The sequence below is a fragment of the Streptomyces sp. NBC_01451 genome, from assembly GCF_036227485.1.
Taxonomy (GTDB): Bacteria; Actinomycetota; Actinomycetes; order Streptomycetales; family Streptomycetaceae; genus Streptomyces.
Genome location: NZ_CP109479.1, coordinates 8,050,627 through 8,075,009 on the forward strand (window position 1 = coordinate 8,050,627; position 24,383 = coordinate 8,075,009).

Here is a 24,383-nt window from a genome sequence, read left to right on the forward strand (position 1 = left end):
GCGACAGCGTGCACACGCTACGAATTCGCGTGCTTCGATCACACCCCGTGTGAAGCCGGACACACTACGCTGACGGTCACGGTAGGTGCGCCGTCGGCACCGAGCCACCGGAGGGCATCCATGCAGCCCAACACCCTGCTCGACGCGATCCTCGACGAGGCGGGCATCTCGCATGCGGGACTCGCCGCCCATGTGAACCAGGCGGGCCGGGCGCGGGGCCTGGCCCTGAGGTACGAACACACCGCTGTGGCACGATGGTTGAAGGGACAGCGCCCGCGCGGCCAGGTGCCCGACCTGATCTGCGAGGTGCTCGCCGCCCGGCTGCACAGGCCGGTCAGACTCGACGACATCGGCCTCGGGGTACAGGGCGACACCGCCGGTCCGCTCGGCTCGGCCGGTACCTCGCTGTCCGGGTTCGTCGAGCGGGCGACCGCGCTGTGGCGCTCCGACGAACAGCAGCGCCCGCACATCCTCGGCGCCCCCGCCGTCACCGGCACGCCCGCCGTGATGCCGGTGTGGGAGTGGGAGAACCCGCCCGAGGACGTCGACGTGTCGCGCGGCGGCAGGCACCGGGTCAGCATGGCCGACATCGAGATGCTCCGCTCGGCCCGCGCCCACTACGAGCAGATGTACCGCAAGGCCGGCGGCGTCGCGACCCGCACCCGGATCGTCGGCTTCCTGAACGCCGAGACCGCGCCCCTGCTGCGCGGCAGCTACACCGACGCCACCGGCCGCCAACTCCACCGTGCCACCGGCGGGTTGGTGGCGATCGCCGGGATCTGCGCGTACGACTCCGACGCCCATGGGCTCGCCCAGCGCTACTTCCACCAGGCGCTGCGGCTGGCAAAGGCCAGCGGGGACCAGGGACTCGGGGCGTACGTCATCGGGCTGCTGGTCAACCAGGCGCTGTTCATGCGGGAGTTCCGGCAGGCCGTCGCCTTCGCGGAGGCCGCGCTGCGCGCCGCGGGCAAGCACATCACACCGGCGCTCGCCTCCGACCTCTACGCGATGCAGGCCAAGGCGTACGCACACCTGGGCGACGGCAGCAGTGCGCTGTCCTGCATCCGACGGGCCGAGCAGGCCGCCGAACGCATCCGGCGCGGTTACGAGCCCGACGAAACCGGCTATGTCCAGCCGGGGCTGGTCAACGTGCAGGTGGCGGAGGCGCTGCTGTTCCTCGGTGATCTGGCGGCGGCGGGGGAGCACGCCACGGCCGCGGTGGACACCCCGGCGCACGACCGGGGCAGAGTGCACCGGCTCGCCATGCTCAGCCAGATCGAACTGCGCCGGGGCAACGCCGACAAGGCGGTGGCCACCGCGGTGCAGATGGCCGAGCAGGCACGCGGAATGGAGTCCCAGCGGCTGCGTGACAGACTCCGGGCGGTACGCGAACACCTGGTGCGCAACGGCTGCGCGGGCACGGCCGAGGCAGCCGAACTGATCGACGGCGCCCTGCGCGTACCGCTCTAGACACCCTTCGGCAGGCACCTTTGGCGCGCGGGTTCCCGGGTACCCGCGCGCCGACTCGCATTCTGTGCGCCTGCTGTCAGAACGCTCCTGCTGCCATATTGCCATCTACTCGGCGGAAGGTGGCAGAACCGTGCAGTGGACGAAACAGAACGAACAAACTGTGTATGAAAACCGCTGGTTCAGGGTCAATCTCGCAGATGTCGAGCTGCCGGACGGGCGGCATCTCGACCACTTCCTGATACGGCTGAGGCCCGTCGCCGTGGCCACGGTGGTGAACGAGGCCAACGAGGTGCTTCTGCTGTGGCGGCACCGGTTCATCACCGACAGCTGGGGATGGGAACTGGCGGCCGGTGTCGTGGAGGACGGCGAGGACATCGCCTTCGCGGCGGCCAGGGAACTGGAGGAGGAGACGGGCTGGCGACCGGGACCACTGCGGCATCTCATGAGCGTCGAGCCGTCCAACGGGCTCACCGACGCCCGGCACCACATCTACTGGGCCGAGGAGGGCGAGTACATCGGCCACCCCGTGGACGACTTCGAGTCGGACCGCCGGGAGTGGATCCCCCTCAAACTCGTCCCCGACATGGTCGCCCGCGGGGAGGTCCCGGCCGCCAACATGGCGGCCGCGCTACTGCTGTTGCACCATCTCAGGCTCGGCCAGGACACCTAGGACGCCTGGGACACGCTCAGCGTCCGAGGACCTGCCAGACCGTCACGGCCAGCGCCCCGAGGGCGGTGAGGGCCGCGACGGCCGGCAGGGGCCATCGGCCGTGTTCGAGGTGGACGACGCGTGTGCTCAGGTCGTCGACTTCCTTGTCCGTCTCCTTCGTGCGATGGCTGAGCAGGGCCAGCCCTCCCTCGACGCGTGCGTACGCGACATCGAGGCGGCGGCGTAACTCTGCGAGTTCTCCATGGGCCGTGGGATGTTCGGGATCGGCGGTCACTTGTCCGCTCCTTTCCGTAGTGGTCACATCCCTTGAATGTGCATGATGAGTCAACTCGCCTGGTGGGCGCGTGGGGAGAGTGTGCGAGCGGCATATGCGCGTCCGGCGCGCACACGGTGTGTGAATGCCGCGGGCCCGGCACTCCGAAGAGTGCCGGGCCCGCGCAATGCCCTGACGTGACGCTGGGTGATGTCCCTACGGGTAGGTGTAGAAGCCCGAGCCCGACTTCCGGCCCAGCCGGCCCGCGTCGACCATGCGCTGGAGCAGCGGGGGAGCGGCGTACAGCGGCTCCTTGTACTCCTCGTACATGCTGAACGCGACCGAGGCGACCGTGTCCAGGCCGATCAGGTCGGAGAGCTTCAGGGGGCCCATCGGGTGGGCGCAGCCCATCTCCATGCCGTTGTCGATGTCCTCGCGGCTGGCCATGCCCGACTCGAACATCCGGATCGCGGAGAGCAGGTACGGGATCAGCAGGGCGTTCACCACGAAGCCCGAGCGGTCCTGGGCGCGGATCGCGTGCTTGCCGAGGGCCTTCTCGGCGAACAGCTGGGCGCGGGCGAGGGTGCCCTCGGAGGTGGTGAGCGCCGGGATCAGCTCGACGAGCCTCTGCACCGGGGCCGGGTTGAAGAAGTGGATGCCGACGACCTGGTCGGGCCGGGAGGTGGCGACGGCCAGCTTCACCAGGGGGATCGAGGAGGTGTTGGAGGCGAGGATCGCGTCCGGGCGGGTCACCACCTGGTCGAGCACCTGGAAGATCTCGGTCTTCACCTGCTCGTTCTCGACGACGGCCTCGATCACCAGGTCGCGGTCGGCGAACTCGCCGAGGTCGGTGGTGAAGCTGAGCCGCGCCAGCGTCCCGTCCCGCTCCTCCTCGGTGATCTTGCCGCGTTCGGCCGCCTTGGAAAGGGAGTTGAACAGCCGGGTGCGGCCGAACTCCAGTGCTTCGCCGGTGGTCTCGGCGACCTTCACGTCCAGCCCGGAACGGGCGCACACCTCGGCGATGCCCGCTCCCATCTGGCCGCAGCCCACAACTCCGACGCGCGAGATCTCTCCCGCTGGGCTGTCCGTCACATCGTCCCTTTCACTGGTCGGTCTCAGTGGCCGTCCGGCCATCGCGGGCCCGCCGTCGTCCGGGGTCTTCCGTCCGCCCGGAGCCTGCGCCAAACCTGCACGTTACCTGCGGCGGCCATTGCCCAATTGTCCGGGCCTCACATGGGAGTGTGGCCCGGGACGGGTGCGGACGGTCTGTGACTTGTCCGACACGGCACATATCGGAGGTACGGGAATGAGTGGGAAGGCGCGGCACGCGCGCATGTCACGGCGGGCGTTCGCGGTGACCGCCCTGTCGACGCTCGTGGCGGGCGGGGCGGTGGCGGGAGCCGCACTGGCCGGTGCGGAGCCGAGCCGGTCCAACGGCAAGGGCAGGCGGACGACGCGTGAACTGCGGGGCATGTGGCTGGCGACGGTCGCCAACCGGGACTGGCCGTCGAAGCAGGGACTGACCGCCGCCCAGCAGCGCGCGGAGCTGATCACCCACCTCGACACGGCGGTGAGCCGCCGTCTCAACGCGGTGTTCTTCCAGGTCCGCCCGACCGCGGACGCCCTGTGGCCCTCGCCGTACGAGCCCTGGTCGCAGGTCCTCACCGGAACGCAGGGCAAGGACCCCGGCTGGGACCCGCTGGGCACGGCGGTCCGGGAGGCGCACGCCCGCGGTCTCGAACTCCACGCCTGGTTCAACCCGTACCGCGTCGCCAACCACACCGACCCCAGCAAGCTCATCGCCTCCCACCCGGCGCGCAGGCATCCGGACTGGGTGGTGCCGTACGGCGGCAAGCTGTACTACAACCCGGGTCTGCCCGAGGTCCGCCGCTTCGTCCAGGACGCCATGCTCGACGCGGTGCGCAAGTACGACATCGACGGCGTCCACTGGGACGACTACTTCTACCCGTACCCGGTCGCCGGCCAGACCTTCGATGACGACGCCGAGTACGCGAAGTACGGCGGCGCCTTCCCCGACCGGGCGTCCTGGCGGCGCGACAACATCGACAGACTGGTCCAGGAGACAGCCGCCCGCATCAAGGCCGTACGCCCCGGCGCCGACTTCGGGATCAGCCCCTTCGGCGTGTGGCGCAACGCGGCGACCGACCCGCTCGGCTCGGACACCCGGGCGGGTGTGCAGACGTACGACGACCTGTACGCGGACACCAGGAAATGGGTGCGGCAGAACTGGATCGACTACATCTGCCCGCAGATCTACTGGAACATCGGCTTCGCCGCCGCCGACTACGGCAAGCTGCTGCCCTGGTGGGCGGGGGTCGCGAAGGGTACCGGGACGAAGCTGTACGTCGGTGAGGCGCTGTACAAGGCGGGCGACCCGGCGCAGCCCGCGGCCTGGCAGGACGCCGCCGAGCTGTCCCGGCACCTGACCCTCGCCCAGGGCTATCCCGAGGCGAAGGGGCACGTCTTCTTCTCCGCCAAGGAGGTGGGCGCCGACCGGATCGGGGCCATGGCGCGAGTGGTCGCCGACCACTATCAGCAGCCGGCGATGCCCCCGCGCTGATGTTCAGCGGTAGTCGAACGGTCGGTCTCTAACGGTCCTCGCCCTTGTGGCGGACCTGGCAGTCGGGGCCGGGGGACATCACTGCCTCGTGCCCGTCCGGGAATCGGACGCGGTACGGGGGAGTGCCCTCCTGGCCCATGACCTCGACGACTTCTGTGACCTGGTCGTGCTGGCCGACCACTCTGCCGTGCTGGACAAGCTGGTCGCCCACGGTTGCGCGCATCTGCGGGTCTCCTCTCGGCTTCAGCCACGGGCCCGCTGGGTGACGGCGATACAGACGAGCACGGCCGCCGCCGTCAGCGGAGCGGCCGGCGTCAGCTGCTCGCCCAGCAGCAGGACCGACCACACCAGTGTGAGCAGGGGCTGCGCCAACTGCAACTGGCTGGCCTTCGGAACACCGATCGCCGCCATGCCCCGGTACCAGACGACCAGGCCGAGGAACTGTGACCCCGCCGCCACCCACAGCAGCCCGACCACGCTGTGCGCGGTGAGCCGCACGGGCTCGTACGACAGTGCCAGCGCGGCGGCGGGCACCGTGAGCGGCAGGCACAGCACCAGCGCCCAGCCGATGACCTGCCAGCCCGGCATGATCCGGGCCAGCCGGCCACCCTCGGTGTAGCCGGCCGCGCAGACCACCAGGGCGCCGAAGAGGTAGGCGTCCGCGCTGGTCAGGGCGCCGCCGCTCTGCTGGACGGTGAACGCGAGAACGGCCGCCGCGCCTGCCAGGGCCGCCGCCCAGAAGGTGCGCGAGGGGCGGGTGCCCATGCGCAGCGCCGAGCACAGGGCCGTCGTCAGCGGCAGCAGGCCGACCACGACGGCGGCGTGCGCGGTGGTCGACGTCCGAAGGGCGAGCGTGGTCAGGAGCGGAAACCCCACGACGACCCCGGCGGCGACGACCGCGAGCCCCGCCCAGTGGCGGCGGGCGGGCAGCGGCACGCGCAGCGCCAGCAGGCAGCCACCCGCGATGACCGCGGCCAGTACGGACCGCACGGCCACCAGCGACCAGGGGCCGAAGCCCTGAAGTCCCCAGGCGGTGGCCGGGAAGGTGAGCGAGAAGGCGGTGACACCGAGGGCGGCCTGGAGGGTCCCGGCGCGGCGGGACAGCGACCGCGGGGCCGGCCGGCCCGGGGCTTCCGCCGGCCTGCTGACCGCTATCGGCTTCGGTGCGGTAGCGCTATCGTATGCTCTCATGCAAGAGCGTAGCAGTGTCGGTGAACTGGCGAATCGGCTGCGACAGGAGGTGAACCGCTACTCTCCCGGTGGAAAGCTGCCGTCGAGCCGGGTACTGGTGGAACGCTTCCGGGTGAGCCCGGTGACCGTCTCCCGGGCGCTCGCGCAACTGGCCGCCGAGGGCCTGGTCGTGACCCGCCCGGGGGCGGGCGCGTACCGCGCGGAGGCCCGCCCCGCGTCCGCCCCCGCCGGGGACACCTCCTGGCAGGAGGTCGCCCTGAGCGCGGACGGCGCCGCCGACCTCGTACCGCGCACGGTGGACGCCGCCGGTGTCGTCGTCTCGCTGGCCGCGCCGCCGCCCGGTGTGATCGAGTTCAACGGCGGCTATCTGCATCCCTCCCTCCAGCCGGAGCGCGCGATGGCGGCGGCCCTGTCGCGTGCCGGACGCCGGCCCGGTGCGTGGGGACGGCCGCCCCTGGACGGGCTGCCCGAGCTGCGCGAGTGGTTCGCGCGGGGCATCGGCGGTGCCGTCACGGCAGCCGAGGTGCTGATCACGGCGGGCGGCCAGGCGGCCCTGACGACAGCCCTGCGCGCCCTCGCGCCGCCCGGCGCCCCGGTGCTGGTCGAGTCGCCCACCTACCCCGGCATGCTGGCGATCGCCCGCGCGGCCGGTCTGCGCCCGGTGCCGGTCCCGGTCGACGCGGACGGGGTGCGTCCGCCGCTGCTGGCCGACGCGTTCCGGGCGACCGGCGCCCGGGTGTTCGTCTGCCAGCCGCTGTTCCAGAACCCGACCGGGGCCGTGCTCGCGCCGCGGCGGCGCGCGGAGGTGCTGCGGATCGCCCGCGAGGCCGGGGCCTTCGTGATCGAGGACGACTTCGTACGGCGGCTGGTGCACGAGGACGCGGCGCCGCTGCCGCGTCCGCTCGCGGCGGAGGACCCCGACGGTGTGGTCGTCCACGTCGGCTCGCTCACCAAGGCGACCTCGCCGAGCTTCCGGGTGAGCGCGCTCGCGGCCCGGGGCCCGGTACTGGAACGGCTGCGCGCCATCCAGATCGTCGACACCTTCTTCGTCCCGAGGCCGTTGCAGGAGGCGGCCCTGGAACTCGTGGGCTCACCGGCCTGGCCCCGCCATCTCCGGACGGTGTCGGCGGAGTTGAGGATCCGCCGGGACGCCATGACATCCGCGCTGCTGAGCACCCTTCCCCAACTGTCCCTGCCCCACATCCCCTCGGGCGGCTACCACCTCTGGCTCCGCCTCCCCGACGGCACCGACGACTCGGCACTCGTCGCGGCGGCCCTGCGGGCGGGCGTCGCGATCACCCCCGGCCGCCCCTACTTCAGCGCCGAACCCCCGGCCGCGCACGTGCGGTTGAGCTTCGCGGCGGTGGCCGGGGCGGAGGAGATCGGAGAAGGGGTGCGGAGGCTGCGTACAGCCTGCGACGAGGTGCTCCGATGAGGGCTCCGAGGTGGGCCCCGGCGTGAGGTCCGGCATGGGGCCGGCCGTGGAAAACGGTTCGACACGGTGGGCCGGCGCGGGGGAACCTCCCGGCATGAGCGACGACGTGCCCGCCCTCCCCGAGGGCTACGAGATCTCCGTCGACCCCGCCCGGGTCGATGTCGAGCGTGTTCACCGGTGGCTGTCGACCGACGCCTACTGGGCGCTGGACCGGCCCCGGGAGAAGTTCGACGAGGTGATCCCGCACTCGCTCAACTTCGGGGTGTACGCGGTGACTTCGGGGGAGCAGGTGGCGTACGCGCGCGTGGTGACGGACCAGGGGCTGTTCGCGTGGCTGTGCGATGTGTACGTGGACCCGTCGGTGCGGGGCACGGGCGTCGGTACGGCGATGGTGCGCGAGGTGCGCGATCATCTCGGGGCGCTCGGGGTGCGCCGCATCCTGCTCGCCACGCACGACGCGCACGGCGTCTACGAGAAGATCGGATTCCGGCCGCTCGACAAGCCCGACCGCTGGATGGCGCTCCACTTCGAGTGAAGTCCTCGTGGAGCGGGCGTAAAGCCCCTGTGAAGGTTTGGGGGCGATCGGCGCGCAACCTCGATAACTCCTCAGTAACACCTCTTGACCTGCGTTCTCTCCCGGCCCACCATCGCCGCATGCAACTTCGGGTCACGTTCGTCGCCGCCGCGCGCAGCTCCCCGCTGCTCGCCGAGCGCTTCGACGACGACCGGCCGCTGGACCAGGCGGGCTGGGAAGAGGTGCAGCGCGCCGCCCAGGACCTGGTGCCGCTGGCGGCGGCCGAGCTGCGCTACTGCTCGCCGACTCCCCGCAGCCGGGCCACCGGTGACGCGCTCGGCTACGGGCCCCTCGTCCAGCTGGCCCTGCGGGACTGTGACATGGGCCGGTGGCGCGGCCTCACCCTCGGTGAGGCGATGGCCCGGGAGCCCGAGTCCGTGGACGCCTGGCTCGCCGATCCGAGCGCCACGCCCCACGGTGGTGAGTCGCTGCGCGACTTCATCTCGCGCGTCGGCGGCTGGCTCGACACCCGGCCCGCCGACGACAACGGCCGGATCGTCGCCGTGGCCGAGCCGTCGGTCGTCCGGGCCGCCCTCGTCTACGCGCTCAAGGCACCGCCCTCGACCTACTGGAACCTCGACGTCCGCCCCTTGTCGACGACCGTCGTCACGGGCCGTACGGGCCGCTGGAACCTGCGCTTCGAGGGCGCGCTCCCTCAGCCGGCGCGTGGCTAGCCGCCCGGTGGGGCGTCGCGTGTGTAGTCGGTGCTGAGGACGAGGTCCTTGGCGGGGCCCGCCACCCGCCACACCGTCCGCCAGCGGTCGGCGTCGAGGACCGTGAACTCGCCTCGGTAGAGATCGGCCGCGCAGGGGTGGTCGGTCACCCATCGGCCCGAGGTCAGGTCCAGGCCGTGGAACGGGCGGCCGTCCGCGAAACGTACGTCCGCCGTGCCCGGGGCGGCTCCCGGGAGGAAGTGGAGCGTCCGCTCGGCGGGGCGGGCGGTGCCCTGCCACACGAAGGTGCCGGACTCGTGGTGCAGCAGGGCACCTCGGCACCCTCCGTGCAACGGGCTGAACGTCGCGGTGCCGGTGAAGGCCCCTTCGTCCGCGCTCGCGCGATCCCGGACAGACCGTTCCAGCCGCCAGTTCCCCGCCAGATACCGCAGCGCATCAGGCACTGGCCGGAACTCGCCCACCCCGCCCCCCTCTCCGAACCCTCGGGTTGCCGCACGCCCCATTGACGCACTCCAGTCACATACCTATGTTGCCGTTCGAAGTGCTGATCGTTGTCCGGTATCCCGAACTGTATCGACAGAGCCGCGGAGTATCCATGTCACGCACAAGCACCCGCTGGAGACTAGGCCTTACGGCCACCACCGCACTCCTGGTGGCCTCGGCGGTCGTCCCCGTCCCGGCCGCCGCCGAGGACGTCACCGACTACGCCATCACCGTGGACCCGGCCACCAAGGGCGCCAGGATCGACGACACGATGTACGGCGTCTTCTTCGAGGACATCAACCGCGCCGCCGACGGCGGCCTGTACGCCGAACTCGTGCAGAACCGGTCCTTCGAGTACTCCACCGCGGACAACCGCTCGTACACGCCCCTCACCTCCTGGACCGTCGGCGGTACGGCGGTGACCCGGAACGTCGACGGGCGCCTGAACGCCCGCAACCGCACCTACCTCTCCCTGGATGCCGGCTCGTCCGTCACCAACTCCGGCTACAACACCGGGATCAGGGTCGAGAGCGGCAGGAAGTACGACTTCTCCGTCTGGGCCCGCGCCGACCAGGCCGACGCGCTCACCCTGTCCCTCGCCGACGCCGAGGGTGCCCTCGCCGAGGTCCGTCAGGTCGCGGTGAAGGGCGGCTGGGCCAAGTACCGGGCGCGGTTCACCGCGACCCGCTCCAGCACCGCCGGACGGCTGACGGTCGCCACGGACGGCCCCGTAGCCCTGGACATGGTTTCGCTGCTGCCCCGGGACACATTCAAGGGGCACGGGCTGCGCACGGACCTCGCCGAGAAGATCGCCGCGCTCGACCCCGGCTTCGTCCGCTTCCCGGGCGGCTGCCTGGTCAACACCGGCTCCATGGAGGACTACAGCGAGGCGTCCGACTGGGCGCGCCAGCGCTCGTACCAGTGGAAGGACACCGTCGGGCCGGTCGAGCAGCGCGCGACCAACTCCAACTTCTGGGGCTACAACCAGAGTTACGGACTCGGCTACTACGAGTACTTCCAGTTCTCCGAGGACATCGGCGCGATGCCGCTGCCCGTCGTCCCGGCACTGGTCACCGGCTGCGGGCAGAACAGGGCCGTGGTCGACGAGGCGCTCCTCAAGCGGCACGTGCAGGACACCCTCGACCTCATCGAGTTCGCCAACGGGCCGGTGACCAGCGAGTGGGGGCGCAAGCGGGCGCGGATGGGCCATCCCGAGCCCTTCCGTCTCACCCACATAGAGGTGGGCAACGAGGAGAACCTGCCCAACGAGTTCTTCGCCCGCTTCACGGAGTTCCGGACCGCGATCGAGGCCGAGTACCCGGACATCACCGTCATCTCCAACTCCGGCCCGGACGACAGTGGTTCGACCTTCGACACCGCCTGGAAGCTCAACCGGGACGCGAACGTCGACATGGTCGACGAGCACTACTACAACAGCACGAACTGGTTCCTCCAGAACAACGACCGCTACGACTCGTACGACAGGAACGGCCCCAAGGTCTTCCTCGGCGAGTACGCCTCCGGCGGCAACACCTTCAAGAACGCCCTCTCCGAGGCCGCGTTCATGACCGGGCTGGAGCGCAACGCGGACGTCGTCAAGCTCGCCTCGTACGCCCCGCTGCTCTCCAACGAGGACTACGTGCAGTGGCGCCCGGACATGATCTGGTTCAACAACCACGCGTCCTGGGGCTCGCCCTCGTACGAGGTGCAGAAGCTGTTCATGAACAACGTCGGCGACCGCGTGGTGCCCACCACCGCCACCGGCACGCCCTCGGTGAGCGGTCCGATCGCGGGCGCCGTCGGGCTGTCGACGTGGGCCACCACGGCGGCGTACGACGACGTGAAGGTCACCGGCGCGGACGGCACGGCGCTGCTGAGCGACGACTTCTCGGGTGACGCCTCCCGGTGGACCCATACGGGCGGCGGGAGTTGGGCGGTCCAGGACGGGCAGTACGTGCAGACGGACGTCGCCGCCGAGAACACGATGGTCTCCGCGGGCGACCCCGCCTGGCACGACTACGACCTGCATGTGAAGGCCACCAAGAAGTCCGGCAGGGAGGGCTTCCTCGTCGCCTTCGGTGTCAAGGACACCGGGAACTACTACTGGTGGAACCTGGGCGGCTGGAACAACACCCTGTCCGCCGTCGAACAGGCCACGGACGGCGGCAAGTCGACGCTCGTGTCCAAGGCCGGCTCGATCGAGACGGGTCGCGCGTACGACATCGACGTCAAGGTGCGGGGCCGGCAGGTCACCCTCTACCTCGACGGCCAGGAGTGGGGCGGCTTCACCGACGACAAGCCGGCCGAGCCGTTCCGCCAGATCGTCACGAAGGACGCGAAGACGGGGGACCTGATCGTCAAGGTCGTCAACGCCCAGGCGGCGCAGGCCCGTACGGCGATCGACCTCGGCAGGGTGAAGGTCGGGTCCAGGGCCGCGGTCACGACGCTGGCCGCCGCACCGGACGCGGTGAACAGCGAGACGGCGACACCGGTCGCGCCGGTGAGGTCGACGTTCACGGGCGTCGCGAGGAAGTTCACGTACACGTTCCCGGCGAACTCCGTCACCTTCCTGCGGATCAAGAAGGGGTGACGAGGGGAGCGGAGAGGGGCTGACCGGACGGGCGGCCCGGGTACCGGACGGTGCCTGGGCTGCCCGTACCGGGTTCAGCCACCCCACTCGAAGCGGACCCCCGCCCGGACTGGAGAAAGTCCTCACGCGCAGCCATGATCGTGCCATGGGCATGATCGACACAGCGTCCGCTCCGGCCTGCGCGGCGCCGCATACTGATCCACCATATTGCATAAACGTGCAGCGAAACGTATAGTCATGCCATCAAGGAGGAGGGTTCCATGGCGGTACGTGTGGCGGTGGCCGGGGCGAGTGGATACGCGGGCGGGGAACTGCTGCGTCTGCTCCTGGTCCACCCCGAGGTGGAGATCGGCGCCCTGACCGGCAACTCCAACGCCGGACAGCGGCTCGGCGCACTGCAGCCGCATCTGCTGCCGCTGGCCGGCCGTGTACTCCAGGAGACCACCCCCGAAGTCCTCGCCGGACACGACGTCGTCTTCCTCGCGCTGCCGCACGGGCAGTCCGCCGCCGTCGCCGAGCAGCTCGGACCGGATGTCCTCGTCGTCGACATGGGCGCCGACTTCCGGCTCCACGACGCGGCCGACTGGGAGAGGTTCTACGGCTCCGCACACGCCGGGACCTGGCCCTACGGCCTCCCCGAACTGCCGGGTGCCCGCGCCGCGCTGGAGGGGTCCAAGCGCGTCGCGGTGCCCGGTTGCTATCCGACCGCCGTCTCGCTCGCCCTCTTCCCGGCGTACGCCGCCGGCCTCGCCGGGGCCGAGGCCGTGATCGTCGCCGCGTCCGGGACCTCCGGCGCGGGCAAGGCGGCCAAGACGCACCTGCTCGGCAGCGAGGTCATGGGGTCCATGTCCCCGTACGGGGTCGGCGGCGGCCACCGGCACACGCCCGAGATCGTCCAGAACCTCAGCGGCGCGGCGGGCTCGCCGGTAGCCGTCTCGTTCACGCCCACCCTCGCCCCCATGTCCCGCGGCATCCTCGCCACCTGCACCGCCGCCGCCCGGCCCGGCGTCACCGCCGAGTCCGTGCGCGCCGCCTACGAGAAGGCGTTCGCCGACGAGCCGTTCGTGCACCTCCTCCCGGAGGGGCAGTGGCCCGCCACGGCGTCCGTCCACGGTTCCAACGCCGTTCAGGTGCAGGTCGCGTACGACGAGTCCGTGCGCCGCATCATCGCGATCAGCGCCATCGACAACCTGACCAAGGGCACCGCGGGCGGTGCCGTCCAGAGCATGAACATCGCCCTCGGGCTCGACGAGACCACCGGGCTTTCCACGATCGGAGTCGCACCGTGAGTGTCACGGCAGCACAGGGGTTCACGGCGGCCGGAATCGCCGCCGGGATCAAGGAGAACGGCAACCCGGACCTGGCCCTCGTGGTCAACAACGGGCCCCGCCTGGCCGCCGCCGGCGTCTTCACCTCCAACCGCGTCAAGGCCGCACCGGTGCTGTGGTCCGAGCAGGTGCTGAAGGGCGGCATCGTCTCCGCCGTCGTCCTCAACTCCGGTGGCGCCAACGCCTGTACGGGCCCGAAGGGCTTCCAGGACACCCACGCCACCGCCGAGAAGGTCGCGGACACCCTCGGCCTGAACGCCGGGGAGGTCGCGGTCGCCTCCACCGGGCTCATCGGACTGCTCCTGCCGATGGACAAGCTGCTGGCGGGAGTCGAGACCGCCGCCGGTCAACTCTCCGCACACGGCGGCGAGAAGGCGGCCATCGCCATCAAGACCACCGACTCCGTCCACAAGACGGCCGTCGTCAGCAGGGGCGGCTGGACCGTGGGCGGCATGGCCAAGGGCGCGGGCATGCTCGCTCCCGGCCTCGCCACCATGCTCGTCGTCCTCACGACGGACGCGGATGTCGACAGCGAGCACCTGGACAGCGCGCTCCGCGCCGCCACCCGCACCACCTTCGACCGCGTCGACTCCGACGGCTGCATGTCCACCAACGACACCGTGCTGCTGCTCGCCTCCGGGGCCTCTCAGGTCACGCCGGAACAGGGCGAGTTCGCGGAGGCCGTCCGGGCCGTCTGCGACGACCTCGGGCAGCAGCTCGTCCGGGACGCCGAGGGCGCCAGCAAGGACATCAAGGTCGAGGTCGTGAACGCGGCCAGCGAGGACGACGCCGTCGAGGTGGGCCGCTCCATCGCCCGCAACAATCTCCTCAAGTGCGCCATCCACGGCGAGGACCCCAACTGGGGCCGCGTCCTCTCCGCCATCGGCACGACCCGGGCCGCCTTCGAGCCCGACCAGCTCAACGTCGCCATCAACGGCGTCTGGGTCTGCAAGAACGGCGGCGTCGGCGAGGACCGCGACAAGGTCGACATGCGCTACCGGGAGGTCCACATCGTCGCCGACCTCGCCGCCGGCACCGAGACCGCCACCATCTGGACCAACGACCTCACCGCGGACTACGTCCACGAGAACAGCGCGTACTCTTCATGAGCACTACTCGCAAGCACACCGCCCTGCCCAAGGCCAGGATCCTCATCGAAGCACTGCCCTGGCTGACCCGTCACAACGGCAAGGTCGTCGTCATCAAGTTCGGCGGAAACGCCATGGTGAACGACGAGTTGAAGGACGCCTTCGCCCAGGACGTCGTCTTCCTGCGCCAGGCCGGCCTCAAGCCCGTCGTCGTGCACGGCGGTGGCCCGCAGATCAGCGCCGCCCTCGACCGGCACGGCATCATCAGCGAGTTCAAGGCGGGCCTCAGGGTCACCACCGAGGACGCCATGGACGTCGTACGCATGGTGCTGGCCGGGCAGGTCCAGCGGGAGCTGGTCGGGCTGCTGAACCAGCACGGGCCGCTCGCCGTCGGGCTGACGGGCGAGGACGCGCACACCATCACCGCCACCAAGCATCTGCCCGAGATCGACGGGGAGTTGGTCGACATCGGGCGGGTGGGCGAGATCACCGCGATCGACACGGGCGCGATCGAGGCACTGCTCGCCGACGGCCGAATCCCGGTCGTCTCGTCGATCGCCCGTAGCCAGGACGACGGACATGTCTACAACGTCAATGCTGATACGGCGGCTGCGGCACTCGCTGCTGCTCTTGGCGCCGAAACCCTCATGGTCCTCACGGACGTCGAGGGCCTCTACGAGGACTGGCCCAACTCCGACGAGGTGATCAGCCGCCTCACCGCTTCCCAACTGGAGAAGCTGCTCCCGGAGTTGAGCTCCGGGATGGTGCCGAAGATGGAGGGCTGCCTGCACGCCGTGCGCAACGGCGTGAACACCGCCCGCGTCATCGACGGCCGGGTCCAGCACTCGATCCTGCTGGAGATCTTCACGGACGAGGGCATCGGCACGATGGTCGTGCCCGATGCGGAGGAAGAAGGGGACGCCGCATGAACGCCGGCCAGGAGCTGGACGCCAGTCAGGAACTGAGCGCCGAGAGCGCCAATCAGGAACTGACCGCGCGCTGGCAGGGCGCGCTCATGAACAACTACGGAACCCCCCGGCTGCCCCTCGTCCGCGGCGCGGGCAGCACGGTGTGGGACGCCGACGGCAAGGCGTACGTCGACTTCGTCGGCGGCATCGCCGTCAACGCGCTCGGCCACGCCCACCCGGCGATCGTCGAGGCGGTGTCCACCCAGATCGCCTCCCTCGGCCATGTCTCCAACCTCTTCGTCGCCGAACCGCCCGTCGCGCTCGCCGAACGGCTGCTCCAGCGCTTCGGCCGGAGCGGCAAGGTGTTCTTCTGCAACTCGGGCGCCGAGGCCAACGAGGGCGCCTTCAAGATCGGCCGGCTGACCGGACGCAGCCACATGGTGTCCACCGAGGGCGGCTTCCACGGGCGGACCATGGGTGCCCTCGCGCTCACCGGCCAGCCCGGAAAGCGGGAGCCCTTCGTGCCGCTGCCCGGTGACGTCACGTACGTCCCGTACGGCGACGCACAGGCGCTGGCCGCCGCCGTCACCGACGAGACCGCCCTCGTGATCATCGAGCCCGTCCAGGGCGAGAACGGCGTTGTCGTCCCGCCCGCCGGTTATCTGAAGGCCGCGCGCGCCATCACCGCCGCGACCGGCGCCCTGCTCGTCCTCGACGAGGTGCAGACCGGCGTCGGCCGTACCGGACACTGGTTCGAGTACCAGGCCCACGAGGGCGTCCTGCCCGACGTCGTCACCCTCGCCAAGGGTCTCGGCGGCGGACTGCCCCTCGGCGCGACCGTCGCCTTCGGCCGCGCCGCCGACCTGCTCCAGCCCGGCCAGCACGGCACGACGTTCGGTGGCAACCCGGTCGCCTGCGCCGCCGGACTCGCCGTACTCGACACCATCGAGAACGAGGGGTTGCTGGAGAACGTCAAGCGGCAGAGCGAGAGGTTGCGGGACGGAATCGAGGGTGCGGGCCACCCGTTGATCGATTATGTCCGGGGCGCGGGACTTCTCCTGGGTATCGTGCTCAACGAGCCCCTCGCGCCCCAGGTGCAGCAGGCGGCTCAGGACGCCGGGTTCCTGGTGAACGCGCCCGCTCCCGATGTCGTACGGCTGATGCCGCCGCTGAACATCGGTGACGCCGAAGTGGACGCGTTCCTCCAGGCACTTCCCGGAGTTCTCGACGCGGTTGCCGTTGACGGGAAGGACTAGCCGGGGAATGAGACGACGACGATGACGCAGGCGCAGGATCACGAGCACGCGGGGCCTGCCGTACCGCAGACCCGCACCGCACGCCACCGCCGGATCGTGGACATCCTCAACCGGCAACCGGTGCGGTCGCAGAGTCAGTTGGCGAAGCTGCTCGCGGACGACGGGCTGACCGTCACGCAGGCGACGCTGTCCAGGGACCTGGACGAGCTGAACGCGGTGAAGATCCGCAACAACGACGGCGACCTCATCTACGCGGTGCCGAGCGAGGGCGGGTTCCGTACGCCTCGTGCTCCGCTGGGGGAGTCGGCGAAGGAGGAGCGGATGCGGCGGCTGTCCGCGGAGCTGCTGATCTCCGCTGAGGCCTCTGCGAATCTCGTGGTCCTGCGGACCCCTCCGGGGGCCGCGCAGTTCCTGGCGTCGGCGATCGACCAGGCCGAGCTGCACGACATCCTCGGGACGATCGCCGGGGACGACACGTTGATGCTGATCAGCCGGGATCCCGTGGGTGGGCAGGCGCTGGCTGATCATTTGCTGGCGTTGGCTCAGAAGAACCATTGAGCGGTTGGGTTGTGGGTGCGGGTCCGTTGTGGCTGGTCGCGCAGTTCCCCGCGCCCCTGAAGGCCTTCAGCCCAGCCTTCTCGCGAGTCCCCCGGTGCATCTGACCTCGTCGCCCGCCGTGATCAGCAACGCCTCCACGTCCGGCAGCGACTCCAGCCAGCTCAGCGCCTGCCTCGACCCCATCGCGAAGGCCGCTGTCGCCCAGGCGTCCGCCCAGGTCAGTCTCGGGGCCACGACCGTCACCGCCACCAGGTCCGTCACCGCGGACTTGCGGGTGCGGGGGTCGACGATGTGGGTGCCGCGTTCCGCCGTGCCGGAGGTGGCCACCGCCAGTTCGTCGGTGCCCGCCGCCGAGACCACGGCCGCCAGGCCGCCCGGGCGCAGCGGGTCCGACACCCCTACCCGCCAAGGGCGTTGGGGCCCGGGCGCACCGCACAGCTGGACGTCCCCGGCGCCGTTGACGCTGACGCCGCTCGCCCCGGCCGCCATCAGGGTTCTGGCCGCGCGTTCCGCCGCCCAGCCCTTGACCAGGCCCGTCGGGTCGATCTGCCCCTGGTAGGTGTGGCTGAACCACCCCTCGCTGACCCGCTCCGCCTCGGTGCACAGGTCGAGCACCTCGGCGACCTCCGGGTCGCAGTCGGCGACGGAGATCTCGCCGCGGGCGAGCCGGGAGATCTGGCTGTCCTCGCGATAGGTGCTGAACACTTCGTTGACCTTGTGCAGTCCGGCGATCGCCGCTGCCAGCGCCACCTGGACCGCACGGGGGTCCCCGCCGCGGACGTCAAAAGAGAAGACGGTCCCCATGACCTCCTCCGCATGACGCACCGCGACGGGAGCTTCCACGGGATCAACCACCGGCCTGGTCCAGGGCCGACTGGAGGGACTTCTTGTACCCGGCGCTGGTGTAACTGGCGCCGGACACCGCGTCGATGTCGCCGTCGCCCGCGGTCACCGCCTCCTGGTTGAGCTTGGGGATGGCGTCCGCGGAGACCTGGTCGCTCCGGCCGCCGCTGGGCGCCTGGACCGCGGACGCCGAGGTGATCCTGCCCTTGGTGAGCGTGACCCGGACCTGCACCGGGCCGTACTCCGTCTGGACCACGCTTCCGGTGTACGTGCCGCCTCCGTCGGAGGTCGCCCCGCCCGCCGCGGCACCCGAGCCGGCTGCCGAGCCGGTTGTCGGGGAGGCCGAAGCCGTGCCCGCGCCCGTTTCCTTGGCCGGTTCCGCGGCGGGAACCTTGTCCAGGGCGGACTGGAGCGACTTCTTGTAGCCCGCGCTGGTGTAGCTGGCGCCCGAGATCGCGTCGATGTCCGCGGTGCCGGCGGCGACCGCTTCCTGGTTGAGCTTGGGGATCGCGTCGCCGGAGATCGTGGTGCTCTGGCCGCCGGACGGGGCCTTCACCGCCTCCGCCTTGGTGATCTTGCCGCCGCTCACCGTGATCCGGACCTGGACCTGGCCGTACTGGGTGTCGACCGCGTCGCCGGTGACCGTGGCGGCCTGGGCCGCGGCGCCGCCACCGGTGGCGCCCGTACCCGCACCCGCGCTGGCCTTGTCCAGGGCGGACTGGAGCGACTTCCCGTAACCCGCGCTGGTGTAGCTGGCGCCGGAGACCGCGTCGATACTGCCGCTGGTGCCGGCCGCGACGGCTTCCTGGTTGAGCTTGGGGATCGCGTTGCCGGAGATCTGGTCGCTCTGGCCGCCCTTGGGCTGCTGGATCGCCTCCGCCTTGGTGATCTTGCCGCCGCTCACCGTGACGCGGACCTGGACCGGCCCGTACTGGGTCTGGACGGTGTCGCCGGTGAAGGTGCCGTCCTTGGCCGCCGCGCCGCCCTGGGCCGACTCCTGCGCCGCCGCCGTCTGCTGAGGCAGGGCGCCGGCAGCCTGCGCGCCCCCGGGGTCCGACGTCGGTTTCAGCGTCAGCAGCAGCACGATTCCGGAGACTGTGGCGGCGCTCGCCAGCATGACGCGCCGAAAGGGGTGACTCTTCTTCATCGCTCCTGGCTCCCGTCGCTCACATCTCGAACGACTCGTGGTGGATGCGGCGCGCCGGAACACCCGCGCCGCGCAATGCCTCGTACACACCCTGCGCGAAGCCGGGTGGCCCGCACAGGAAGACGTCGTGGTCGTCGATGTCCGGCAGCTTCCGGCGCAGCGACTCGGGCGAGATGTCCGGGCGCTCTCCGTCGGGGCTGTTCACCGCGTACATGAGACGGGCGCCGCGCTCGTTGGCGATGGTCGCCAGCTCGTCCCACAGGGCCAGGTCCTGGGTGCTGTTGGCCCGGTAGAGAAGGGTCAGGTCGCCCGCCGCGCCGGGCAGGGTCTCGAACAGGGCGCGCATCGGGGTGATGCCGACCCCGCCGGCCACCAGCAGCACCTTGCCCTGGCTGCGCTTGGAGGCGGTCAGGGCGCCGTACGGGCCCTCGGCCCACACCCGGGTGCCGGGCTCCAGCTCGCGCAGGGCCGAGCTGTGGTCGCCGATCGCCTTCACGGTGATGCGCAGCATGTTGGGGCGGGGGGCCGCCGACAGGGAGTACGGGTGCGAGCTGAACCGCATACCGGGGGCCAGGAAGCGCCAGCGGAAGAACTGGCCCGCCTCCGCGCCCATCCGGTGCAGCTTCCGTCCGCTCATCAGCACGGACACGATGCCCGGGGTCTCCTCGATGACCGCCTCGACCCGCAGCCGGTGGCGCATGTTCAGCCGGATCGGCGTGACGATGCGGTACCAGAGGACCAGCGCGGTCACCGAGCCGTACAGCGCGTACCAGGCGGTCTTCGCGGCCGGCTCGACGACGAACTCGTTGCCGGTGGACAGCTGGTGCCAGAACGTCAGGAACGTGGCCGCGTACGTCAGCAGGTGCACGTGGTACCAGAGGTCGTACGGGATCATCCGCCGGACCGGGCCGATGGAGATGAGCCCGATGAACACCAGCAGACCCGTGCCGATCGCGGCCTTGCCCATGTCGGGCAGCTGGTTCACCGAGTCGACCGTCTGCTGGACGATGTCGCCGAACGTCTTCCCGGCCTGGAGGGCGTATCCGTACATGATCAGGACCACGTGCGCCACGACCAGGCAGAGTGTGTACCGGCCGCTCATCGCGTGCCAGCGAGCCACCCGGTCCGACCCGACCCGGCGCTCCAGCGCGGGCACCCGGGCCATCTGGAGCACCACGAGTGCCATCAGGTAACCGGCGAGCAGACCGGTGATCCGGCCCGCCGCGATGACCTGGGCGGTGGTGTCCGCCAGGGAGGGTGTGTTGTTCCACCACAGCCAGATCACTCCGGCCGCGCCCGCCCCTACGGCGAGCAGCAGCGGGACGGCGGGGGAGCGGCGGGGTCGGATGCGGCGCATCGTCTGGCGCCGCGCGGCACGTCCGCCTTGGATCGTGGTGGTCACGGTTCCTCCGTGGGACGGGGTCTAGTCGAGAGGTTTGGCCCCTTGGCCCTCAGATACGTGCCACGACCGCCGAGTGTTCAGAGACCCGACAAGTCCACAGTTAAATGCCAGTTAAAAGGGGGTGACGGCCGGTAACACGCACCGGGCCGCAGTCGGTGGTGCTCAGTAGCGGACGATGGCCGTCGGCCCGCTCGCCGTACCGATCGCGATGTGCGGTCGGCGGCCCGGATCGGCCCACGTCAGGATCGCCCGCATCGCCCCGGCCGGCACCGACACACAGCCGGCCGTCGCCGCACGCCCGTTGACGTGCAGGAAGATCCCCGCGCCACGCTCCCGCACCGGCTCGGCGTAGTTGAAGGCGATCACGTACGCGTGCGCGTACTGCCGCGTGTACGAGATCAGGTGCTCGGACTCGGCGGCCCGGCAGTCGGCGGGGCGGGGCTCGGTCCAGCGGTTGTAGGAGCGCGAGTCGTTGTCCTGGCACCACCAGGAGTTCTGCCGCACGGGCCGGTACGTGACCTTGGTCCCGGTCGGCGCCCCCTTGATTCCGAAGGCGTACGGCAGGTCGTACAGCCCGGTGGGAGTGGTGTTCGTGCCCTGTCTTCGGGAGCCGCCCTCGACGAGCCCGTTCGCACCGAAGCGGGCGGGCGCGGAGCCGGCCTTCGTCCACGTCCCGTCGCGCAGGTTCCACCAGGTGACCGTGCCCGAGGTCGCCCCGGCGCGCGGCGCCTGAGCCGTGATCAGCTGGGAGCCGCCACCGGTGTCGGCCAACAGGGCGGGCAGCGGCGGCGCGGCCGTGGGCGGGGCACCGGGGGCGAGCACGAGAAGGGACGCGGACGCGAGGACGACGGCGGCTCCGGGGCGCATGGCTCAGACGGTACTGGGCGGGAGCGGCAACGGCAGCCCCGGTAGTCCGTCCAGGCTCGTCGCGATGTGGTCCTTCTTCTCGAAGTAGGCGCTGAGCGACGCGTCGTCCTCGCGCTCGAAGCGCCGGGCGTGCAGATCGCGGTCGCTGTCGTACGACATGAGGGGCACCGAATAGCCGCAGCTGTCCCGGACGAGTTCGGCGCGTACGACGATGACCGCGCGCAGGCCGTGCGCGGTGGCGTCGATGTCCGGGAAGCGGGCGAGGAGTTCGGGGAAGCGCGGGTCGTCACGGAAGACGGGCTCACCGCGGCCGTGCACGCGGACGATGTTCGGCGGGCCCTCGAAGGCACACCACATGAGCGTGATCCGGCCGTTCTCGCGCAGATGCGCGACGGTCTCGGCGTTGCTGCCCGCGAAGTCGAGATACGCGATGGTCAGCTCGTCGAGAATCACGAAGGAGCCCTTGAGGCCCTTGGGGGAGAGGTTGACCGTGCCGTCGCCGGACAGCGGGGCGGTCGCGGTGAAGAAGAGGGGCTGCGCCTCGATGAACGTACGCAGGCGGCCGTCGATGCGCTCGTAAGTCTTTCCCATGACTAACTATTATCGGGGAAAGTCATTCGCCCGTCTAAGGGTTTTGGTGATCTGTCTACGGTTGTGCGACTGGACAGGGACCGAGGCCGCCCCGGCCGGCGTTCGCGGCGGGGCGGCCACAGTGCCTGTGTCACGTCACTTGGTGAACGTGCAGTCGGCCAGTGATTCGAGGCCGACTGGCTTGGCGGCGGTGCGGCCGATGGAGATGACGATGCGGTCGATGGTCGACGCGCGCTTGCCCTCGAGCGGACTGACGATCGCGTTCTGGACGAAGTTCGCGCCACCCTGGCCCTGGGTGTTCACGAGTCGCGTGTTCGCCTCCGCGATCTGCGTGTTCAGCAGGGCGAGGTTGCGGGTGACCTCGGCCTGCGCCGACGCCGGGATCGCGGGCAGCTTCGAGGCCACGTCCGGGCAGCTGATGGTGCCGGCGCCGCCGTTGTTGCCCGCGTTCGCGTTGCCCGTGTTCCCGGTGTTGCCCGTGTTCCCCGCGTTACCGGTGTTGCCACCCGCCTGCTGGGTCGGTGTCGCGGCGGGCGCGGCCACCCCGGCGGCGTTGAGCGTGCAGGGCGCCAGCGCGTCGAGGCCGACCGGCTTGGCGGCGGTACGGCCGATGGCGGTGGCGATGCGGTTGATGGTCGCCACGCGCTTGTCCTTGAGCGGGTTGGTGATCGCGTTCTGGATGAAGTTGGGGCCGCCCTGGCCCTGGGTGTCGACGATGCGCTTGTTGGCCTCGGCGATCTGCGTGTTCAGCAGGGCGAGGTTGCGGTCGACCTCGGCCTTCGCCGACGCGGGGATCGCGGGCAGTCTGTTCGCGACCGCCGGGCAGTTCACCGTCGGGACGGCGGCCTTGGTGGTCGCCTGCACCGTGGTGTTGCTCTTGGACGTTTCCCCGGCGAGGGCGGAGCCGGCGACGATCGCACCGGTCAGAGCCACTGCGGCGGCGCCGCCGATGATGCCCACACGACGCTTGTTGTACTTCGGAAGAGCCCTGGACATGCGGATGCCTCACTCGGGTCAGGGGGTGGCTGTGTGGTTCAACTCGCTTTACGGACGCGGCGCCTGCGTCTGGCGTGGAGTACGGGTAAGCGGTTTCGCGTGTTCAAAGGCTCGTCAAAGATCCGTAGAAAAATTCCCGAGATTGACGAACCATGCAGAGTCCTGCATACTCATGCATGTCAGCGAATGCACTGTGAGGAGAAAACCCGTGACCGAGCGCGTCGTACTCGCCTACTCAGGCGGTCTGGACACCTCCGTCGCCATCGGCTGGATCGCCGAGGAGACGGGCGCCGAGGTCATCGCCGTTGCGGTCGACGTCGGCCAGGGCGGCGAGGACCTGGACGTCATCCGCAAGCGCGCGCTCGCCTGCGGCGCTGTCGAGGCCGAGGTCGCGGACGCCAAGGACGAGTTCGCCGAGGAGTACTGCCTCCCGGCGATCAAGGCCAACGCCCTCTACATGGACCGCTACCCGCTGGTCTCCGCCCTCTCCCGGCCGACGATCGTCAAGCACCTCGTCGCCGCCGCGCAGAAGCACGGCGCCACCACGGTCGCCCACGGCTGCACCGGCAAGGGCAACGACCAGGTGCGGTTCGAGGCCGGCATCGTCGCCCTCGCCCCCGACCTCAAGTGCATCGCCCCGGTCCGCGACTACGCGATGACCCGCGACAAGGCGATCGCCTTCTGCGAGGAGAAGCAGCTCCCGATCGCCACCACCAAGAAGTCCCCGTACTCCATCGACCAGAACGTCTTCGGGCGCGCTGTCGAGACGGGCTTCCTGGAGGACATCTGGAACGCCCCGATCGAGGACATCTACGAGTACACCTCGAACCCGGCCACCCCGCGCGAGGCCGACGAGGTCGTCGTCTCCTTCAAGGAGGGCGTCCCGGTCGCCATCGACGGCAAGCCGGTGACCGTCCTCCAGGCGATCCAGCAGCTCAACGAGCGCGCCGGCGCCCAGGGCATCGGCCGGATCGACATGGTCGAGGACCGTCTCGTCGGCATCAAGTCCCGTGAGGTGTACGAGGCTCCGGGCGCGATCGCCCTGATCACGGCCCACCAGGAGCTGGAGAACGTCACGGTCGAGCGCGAACTGGCCCGCTACAAGCGCCAGGTCGAGCAGCGCTGGGGCGAACTGGTCTACGACGGCCAGTGGTTCTCCCCGCTCAAGCGCGCCCTGGACGGCTTCATCAACGAGGCCAACCAGCACGTCAACGGCGACGTCCGGATGACCCTGCACGGCGGTCGCGCGGTGGTCACGGGCCGGCGCTCGGACACGTCCCTCTACGACTTCAACCTCGCCACGTACGACACGGGCGACACCTTCGACCAGGCCGCGGCCAAGGGCTTCATCGACATCTACAGCCTGTCGTCGAAGATCGCGGCCAAGCGCGACCAGGCGTAACCGATACGGTTGTTGCGACCGCCTCCCCTCCGTACGGGTGGGGAGGCGGTCGCGCATCCACCCCCTGCCTTCTACT

24 protein-coding genes are annotated in these 24,383 nt (G+C 70.4%); 13 read left to right on the top strand and 11 right to left on the bottom strand.

Annotation, left to right across the window (positions count from 1 at the left end):
• Positions 1–120: 120 nt before the first annotated feature.
• Together OG595_RS35340 and OG595_RS35345 are read left to right on the top strand one after the other, a co-directional pair.
• Entirely contained in the window at positions 121–1,470 is a 1,350-nt protein-coding gene (locus OG595_RS35340; RefSeq protein WP_329279266.1) for a transcriptional regulator, read from the top strand.
• Between the two features lie 130 nt (positions 1,471–1,600).
• Positions 1,601–2,140, top strand: a complete 540-nt coding sequence (locus tag OG595_RS35345) for an NUDIX hydrolase (protein ID WP_329279269.1) — start codon at positions 1,601–1,603, stop codon at positions 2,138–2,140.
• A 16-nt stretch (positions 2,141–2,156) separates the two neighbouring features.
• Here the strand turns inward: OG595_RS35345 and OG595_RS35350 are convergent, their stop codons facing one another.
• Positions 2,157–2,414 carry a hypothetical protein gene (locus OG595_RS35350; RefSeq protein WP_329279271.1) on the bottom strand — a complete coding sequence of 86 codons (258 nt, stop codon included), beginning with the start codon at positions 2,412–2,414 and terminating at the stop codon, positions 2,157–2,159.
• 195 nt (positions 2,415–2,609) lie between these two features.
• The gene (locus tag OG595_RS35355; RefSeq protein WP_329283458.1) at positions 2,610–3,527 is read right to left on the bottom strand and encodes a 3-hydroxybutyryl-CoA dehydrogenase; all 918 of its coding nucleotides are present in this window, start codon (positions 3,525–3,527) and stop codon (positions 2,610–2,612) included.
• A 172-nt stretch (positions 3,528–3,699) separates the two neighbouring features.
• Between OG595_RS35355 and OG595_RS35360 the strand changes: the two genes are divergently transcribed.
• Positions 3,700–4,974 (top strand): glycoside hydrolase family 10 protein, encoded by a 1,275-nt coding sequence (locus OG595_RS35360; RefSeq protein WP_329279274.1) that lies wholly within the window; start codon positions 3,700–3,702, stop codon positions 4,972–4,974.
• A gap of 28 nt (positions 4,975–5,002) precedes the next feature.
• Here the strand turns inward: OG595_RS35360 and OG595_RS35365 are convergent, their stop codons facing one another.
• Both OG595_RS35365 and OG595_RS35370 read right to left on the bottom strand, forming a co-directional pair.
• Positions 5,003–5,197 (bottom strand): DUF1918 domain-containing protein, encoded by a 195-nt coding sequence (locus OG595_RS35365; RefSeq protein ID WP_164315204.1) that lies wholly within the window; start codon positions 5,195–5,197, stop codon positions 5,003–5,005.
• Positions 5,198–5,217: 20 nt separating this feature from the next.
• Positions 5,218–6,165 carry a DMT family transporter gene (locus OG595_RS35370; protein WP_329279280.1) on the bottom strand — a complete coding sequence of 316 codons (948 nt, stop codon included), beginning with the start codon at positions 6,163–6,165 and terminating at the stop codon, positions 5,218–5,220.
• Between OG595_RS35370 and OG595_RS35375 the strand changes: the two genes are divergently transcribed.
• The 3 genes from OG595_RS35375 to OG595_RS35385 all read left to right on the top strand — a co-directional run bounded on the left by OG595_RS35375 (position 6,164) and on the right by OG595_RS35385 (position 8,848).
• On the top strand, positions 6,164–7,600 hold the full coding sequence (locus OG595_RS35375; RefSeq protein WP_329279282.1) for an aminotransferase-like domain-containing protein: 1,437 nt from the start codon (positions 6,164–6,166) through the stop codon (positions 7,598–7,600). The genes OG595_RS35370 and OG595_RS35375 overlap by 2 nt on opposite strands.
• Before the next feature lie 94 nt (positions 7,601–7,694).
• Positions 7,695–8,135 carry a GNAT family N-acetyltransferase gene (locus OG595_RS35380; RefSeq protein WP_329279284.1) on the top strand — a complete coding sequence of 147 codons (441 nt, stop codon included), beginning with the start codon at positions 7,695–7,697 and terminating at the stop codon, positions 8,133–8,135.
• A gap of 119 nt (positions 8,136–8,254) precedes the next feature.
• Entirely contained in the window at positions 8,255–8,848 is a 594-nt protein-coding gene (locus tag OG595_RS35385; RefSeq protein ID WP_329279286.1) for a histidine phosphatase family protein, read from the top strand.
• Here the strand turns inward: OG595_RS35385 and OG595_RS35390 are convergent.
• Positions 8,845–9,309 (bottom strand): DUF6314 family protein, encoded by a 465-nt coding sequence (locus OG595_RS35390; RefSeq protein ID WP_329279287.1) that lies wholly within the window; start codon positions 9,307–9,309, stop codon positions 8,845–8,847. The two genes, OG595_RS35385 and OG595_RS35390, sit on opposite strands and share 4 nt — an antisense overlap.
• Before the next feature lie 134 nt (positions 9,310–9,443).
• Here OG595_RS35390 and OG595_RS35395 point away from each other — a divergent pair, with 134 nt between their 5' ends.
• The 6 genes from OG595_RS35395 to OG595_RS35420 all read left to right on the top strand — a co-directional run bounded on the left by OG595_RS35395 (position 9,444) and on the right by OG595_RS35420 (position 17,059).
• On the top strand, positions 9,444–11,921 hold the full coding sequence (locus OG595_RS35395; protein WP_329279288.1) for an alpha-L-arabinofuranosidase C-terminal domain-containing protein: 2,478 nt from the start codon (positions 9,444–9,446) through the stop codon (positions 11,919–11,921).
• A 260-nt stretch (positions 11,922–12,181) separates the two neighbouring features.
• Positions 12,182–13,210 carry an N-acetyl-gamma-glutamyl-phosphate reductase gene (argC, locus tag OG595_RS35400; protein ID WP_329279290.1) on the top strand — a complete coding sequence of 343 codons (1,029 nt, stop codon included), beginning with the start codon at positions 12,182–12,184 and terminating at the stop codon, positions 13,208–13,210.
• Positions 13,207–14,358, top strand: coding sequence for a bifunctional glutamate N-acetyltransferase/amino-acid acetyltransferase ArgJ (argJ, locus tag OG595_RS35405; protein ID WP_329279291.1), 1,152 nt, complete (start codon positions 13,207–13,209; stop codon positions 14,356–14,358). Before argC ends, argJ begins: the two co-directional genes overlap by 4 nt.
• Positions 14,355–15,266, top strand: a complete 912-nt coding sequence (gene argB / locus OG595_RS35410; protein ID WP_329279294.1) for an acetylglutamate kinase — start codon at positions 14,355–14,357, stop codon at positions 15,264–15,266. The genes argJ and argB overlap by 4 nt, the downstream gene beginning before the upstream one ends.
• Positions 15,263–16,501 (top strand): acetylornithine transaminase, encoded by a 1,239-nt coding sequence (locus tag OG595_RS35415; RefSeq protein WP_329279296.1) that lies wholly within the window; start codon positions 15,263–15,265, stop codon positions 16,499–16,501. Before argB ends, OG595_RS35415 begins: the two co-directional genes overlap by 4 nt.
• A gap of 21 nt (positions 16,502–16,522) precedes the next feature.
• The gene (locus OG595_RS35420) at positions 16,523–17,059 is read left to right on the top strand and encodes an arginine repressor (protein WP_329279298.1); all 537 of its coding nucleotides are present in this window, start codon (positions 16,523–16,525) and stop codon (positions 17,057–17,059) included.
• Between the two features lie 66 nt (positions 17,060–17,125).
• Here the strand turns inward: OG595_RS35420 and OG595_RS35425 are convergent, their stop codons facing one another.
• The 6 genes from OG595_RS35425 to OG595_RS35450 form a co-directional block, all read right to left on the bottom strand.
• Entirely contained in the window at positions 17,126–17,863 is a 738-nt protein-coding gene (locus OG595_RS35425; protein WP_329279299.1) for an FAD:protein FMN transferase, read from the bottom strand.
• A 43-nt stretch (positions 17,864–17,906) separates the two neighbouring features.
• Positions 17,907–19,049: an FMN-binding protein gene (locus tag OG595_RS35430; RefSeq protein WP_329279301.1), complete on the bottom strand. Its 1,143-nt coding sequence runs from the start codon at positions 19,047–19,049 to the stop codon at positions 17,907–17,909.
• A gap of 19 nt (positions 19,050–19,068) precedes the next feature.
• Positions 19,069–20,451 (bottom strand): ferredoxin reductase family protein, encoded by a 1,383-nt coding sequence (locus OG595_RS35435; RefSeq protein ID WP_329279303.1) that lies wholly within the window; start codon positions 20,449–20,451, stop codon positions 19,069–19,071.
• A gap of 162 nt (positions 20,452–20,613) precedes the next feature.
• Positions 20,614–21,318, bottom strand: a complete 705-nt coding sequence (locus OG595_RS35440) for a L,D-transpeptidase family protein (RefSeq protein ID WP_329279304.1) — start codon at positions 21,316–21,318, stop codon at positions 20,614–20,616.
• A gap of 3 nt (positions 21,319–21,321) precedes the next feature.
• The gene (locus tag OG595_RS35445) at positions 21,322–21,909 is read right to left on the bottom strand and encodes a pyridoxamine 5'-phosphate oxidase family protein (RefSeq protein WP_329279306.1); all 588 of its coding nucleotides are present in this window, start codon (positions 21,907–21,909) and stop codon (positions 21,322–21,324) included.
• Positions 21,910–22,044: 135 nt separating this feature from the next.
• Positions 22,045–22,905 carry a hypothetical protein gene (locus tag OG595_RS35450; protein WP_329279308.1) on the bottom strand — a complete coding sequence of 287 codons (861 nt, stop codon included), beginning with the start codon at positions 22,903–22,905 and terminating at the stop codon, positions 22,045–22,047.
• A 208-nt stretch (positions 22,906–23,113) separates the two neighbouring features.
• On the opposite strand from OG595_RS35450, the gene OG595_RS35455 reads away from it, so the two are divergent.
• Positions 23,114–24,307, top strand: a complete 1,194-nt coding sequence (locus tag OG595_RS35455; RefSeq protein WP_053740224.1) for an argininosuccinate synthase — start codon at positions 23,114–23,116, stop codon at positions 24,305–24,307.
• Positions 24,308–24,383: the final 76 nt, after the last annotated feature.

What these genes read in the sequence shown, in the direction of transcription:
- OG595_RS35440 (WP_329279304.1), bottom strand. Translation starts at nt 21,318, where the DNA reads ATGCGCCCCGGAGCCGCCGTCGTCCTCGCGTCCGCGTCCCTTCTCGTG.
- OG595_RS35395 (WP_329279288.1), top strand. Translation starts at nt 9,444, where the DNA reads ATGTCACGCACAAGCACCCGCTGGAGACTAGGCCTTACGGCCACCACC.
- OG595_RS35420 (WP_329279298.1), top strand. Translation starts at nt 16,523, where the DNA reads ATGACGCAGGCGCAGGATCACGAGCACGCGGGGCCTGCCGTACCGCAG.
- OG595_RS35380 (WP_329279284.1), top strand. Translation starts at nt 7,695, where the DNA reads ATGAGCGACGACGTGCCCGCCCTCCCCGAGGGCTACGAGATCTCCGTC.
- OG595_RS35370 (WP_329279280.1), bottom strand. Translation starts at nt 6,165, where the DNA reads ATGAGAGCATACGATAGCGCTACCGCACCGAAGCCGATAGCGGTCAGC.
- OG595_RS35385 (WP_329279286.1), top strand. Translation starts at nt 8,255, where the DNA reads ATGCAACTTCGGGTCACGTTCGTCGCCGCCGCGCGCAGCTCCCCGCTG.
- OG595_RS35450 (WP_329279308.1), bottom strand. Translation starts at nt 22,905, where the DNA reads ATGTCCAGGGCTCTTCCGAAGTACAACAAGCGTCGTGTGGGCATCATC.
- OG595_RS35360 (WP_329279274.1), top strand. Translation starts at nt 3,700, where the DNA reads ATGAGTGGGAAGGCGCGGCACGCGCGCATGTCACGGCGGGCGTTCGCG.
- argC (WP_329279290.1), top strand. Translation starts at nt 12,182, where the DNA reads ATGGCGGTACGTGTGGCGGTGGCCGGGGCGAGTGGATACGCGGGCGGG.
- OG595_RS35355 (WP_329283458.1), bottom strand. Translation starts at nt 3,527, where the DNA reads ATGGCCGGACGGCCACTGAGACCGACCAGTGAAAGGGACGATGTGACG.
- OG595_RS35430 (WP_329279301.1), bottom strand. Translation starts at nt 19,049, where the DNA reads ATGAAGAAGAGTCACCCCTTTCGGCGCGTCATGCTGGCGAGCGCCGCC.
- OG595_RS35365 (WP_164315204.1), bottom strand. Translation starts at nt 5,197, where the DNA reads ATGCGCGCAACCGTGGGCGACCAGCTTGTCCAGCACGGCAGAGTGGTC.
- OG595_RS35375 (WP_329279282.1), top strand. Translation starts at nt 6,164, where the DNA reads ATGCAAGAGCGTAGCAGTGTCGGTGAACTGGCGAATCGGCTGCGACAG.
- OG595_RS35340 (WP_329279266.1), top strand. Translation starts at nt 121, where the DNA reads ATGCAGCCCAACACCCTGCTCGACGCGATCCTCGACGAGGCGGGCATC.
- OG595_RS35415 (WP_329279296.1), top strand. Translation starts at nt 15,263, where the DNA reads ATGAACGCCGGCCAGGAGCTGGACGCCAGTCAGGAACTGAGCGCCGAG.
- OG595_RS35425 (WP_329279299.1), bottom strand. Translation starts at nt 17,863, where the DNA reads ATGGGGACCGTCTTCTCTTTTGACGTCCGCGGCGGGGACCCCCGTGCG.
- argB (WP_329279294.1), top strand. Translation starts at nt 14,355, where the DNA reads ATGAGCACTACTCGCAAGCACACCGCCCTGCCCAAGGCCAGGATCCTC.
- OG595_RS35445 (WP_329279306.1), bottom strand. Translation starts at nt 21,909, where the DNA reads ATGGGAAAGACTTACGAGCGCATCGACGGCCGCCTGCGTACGTTCATC.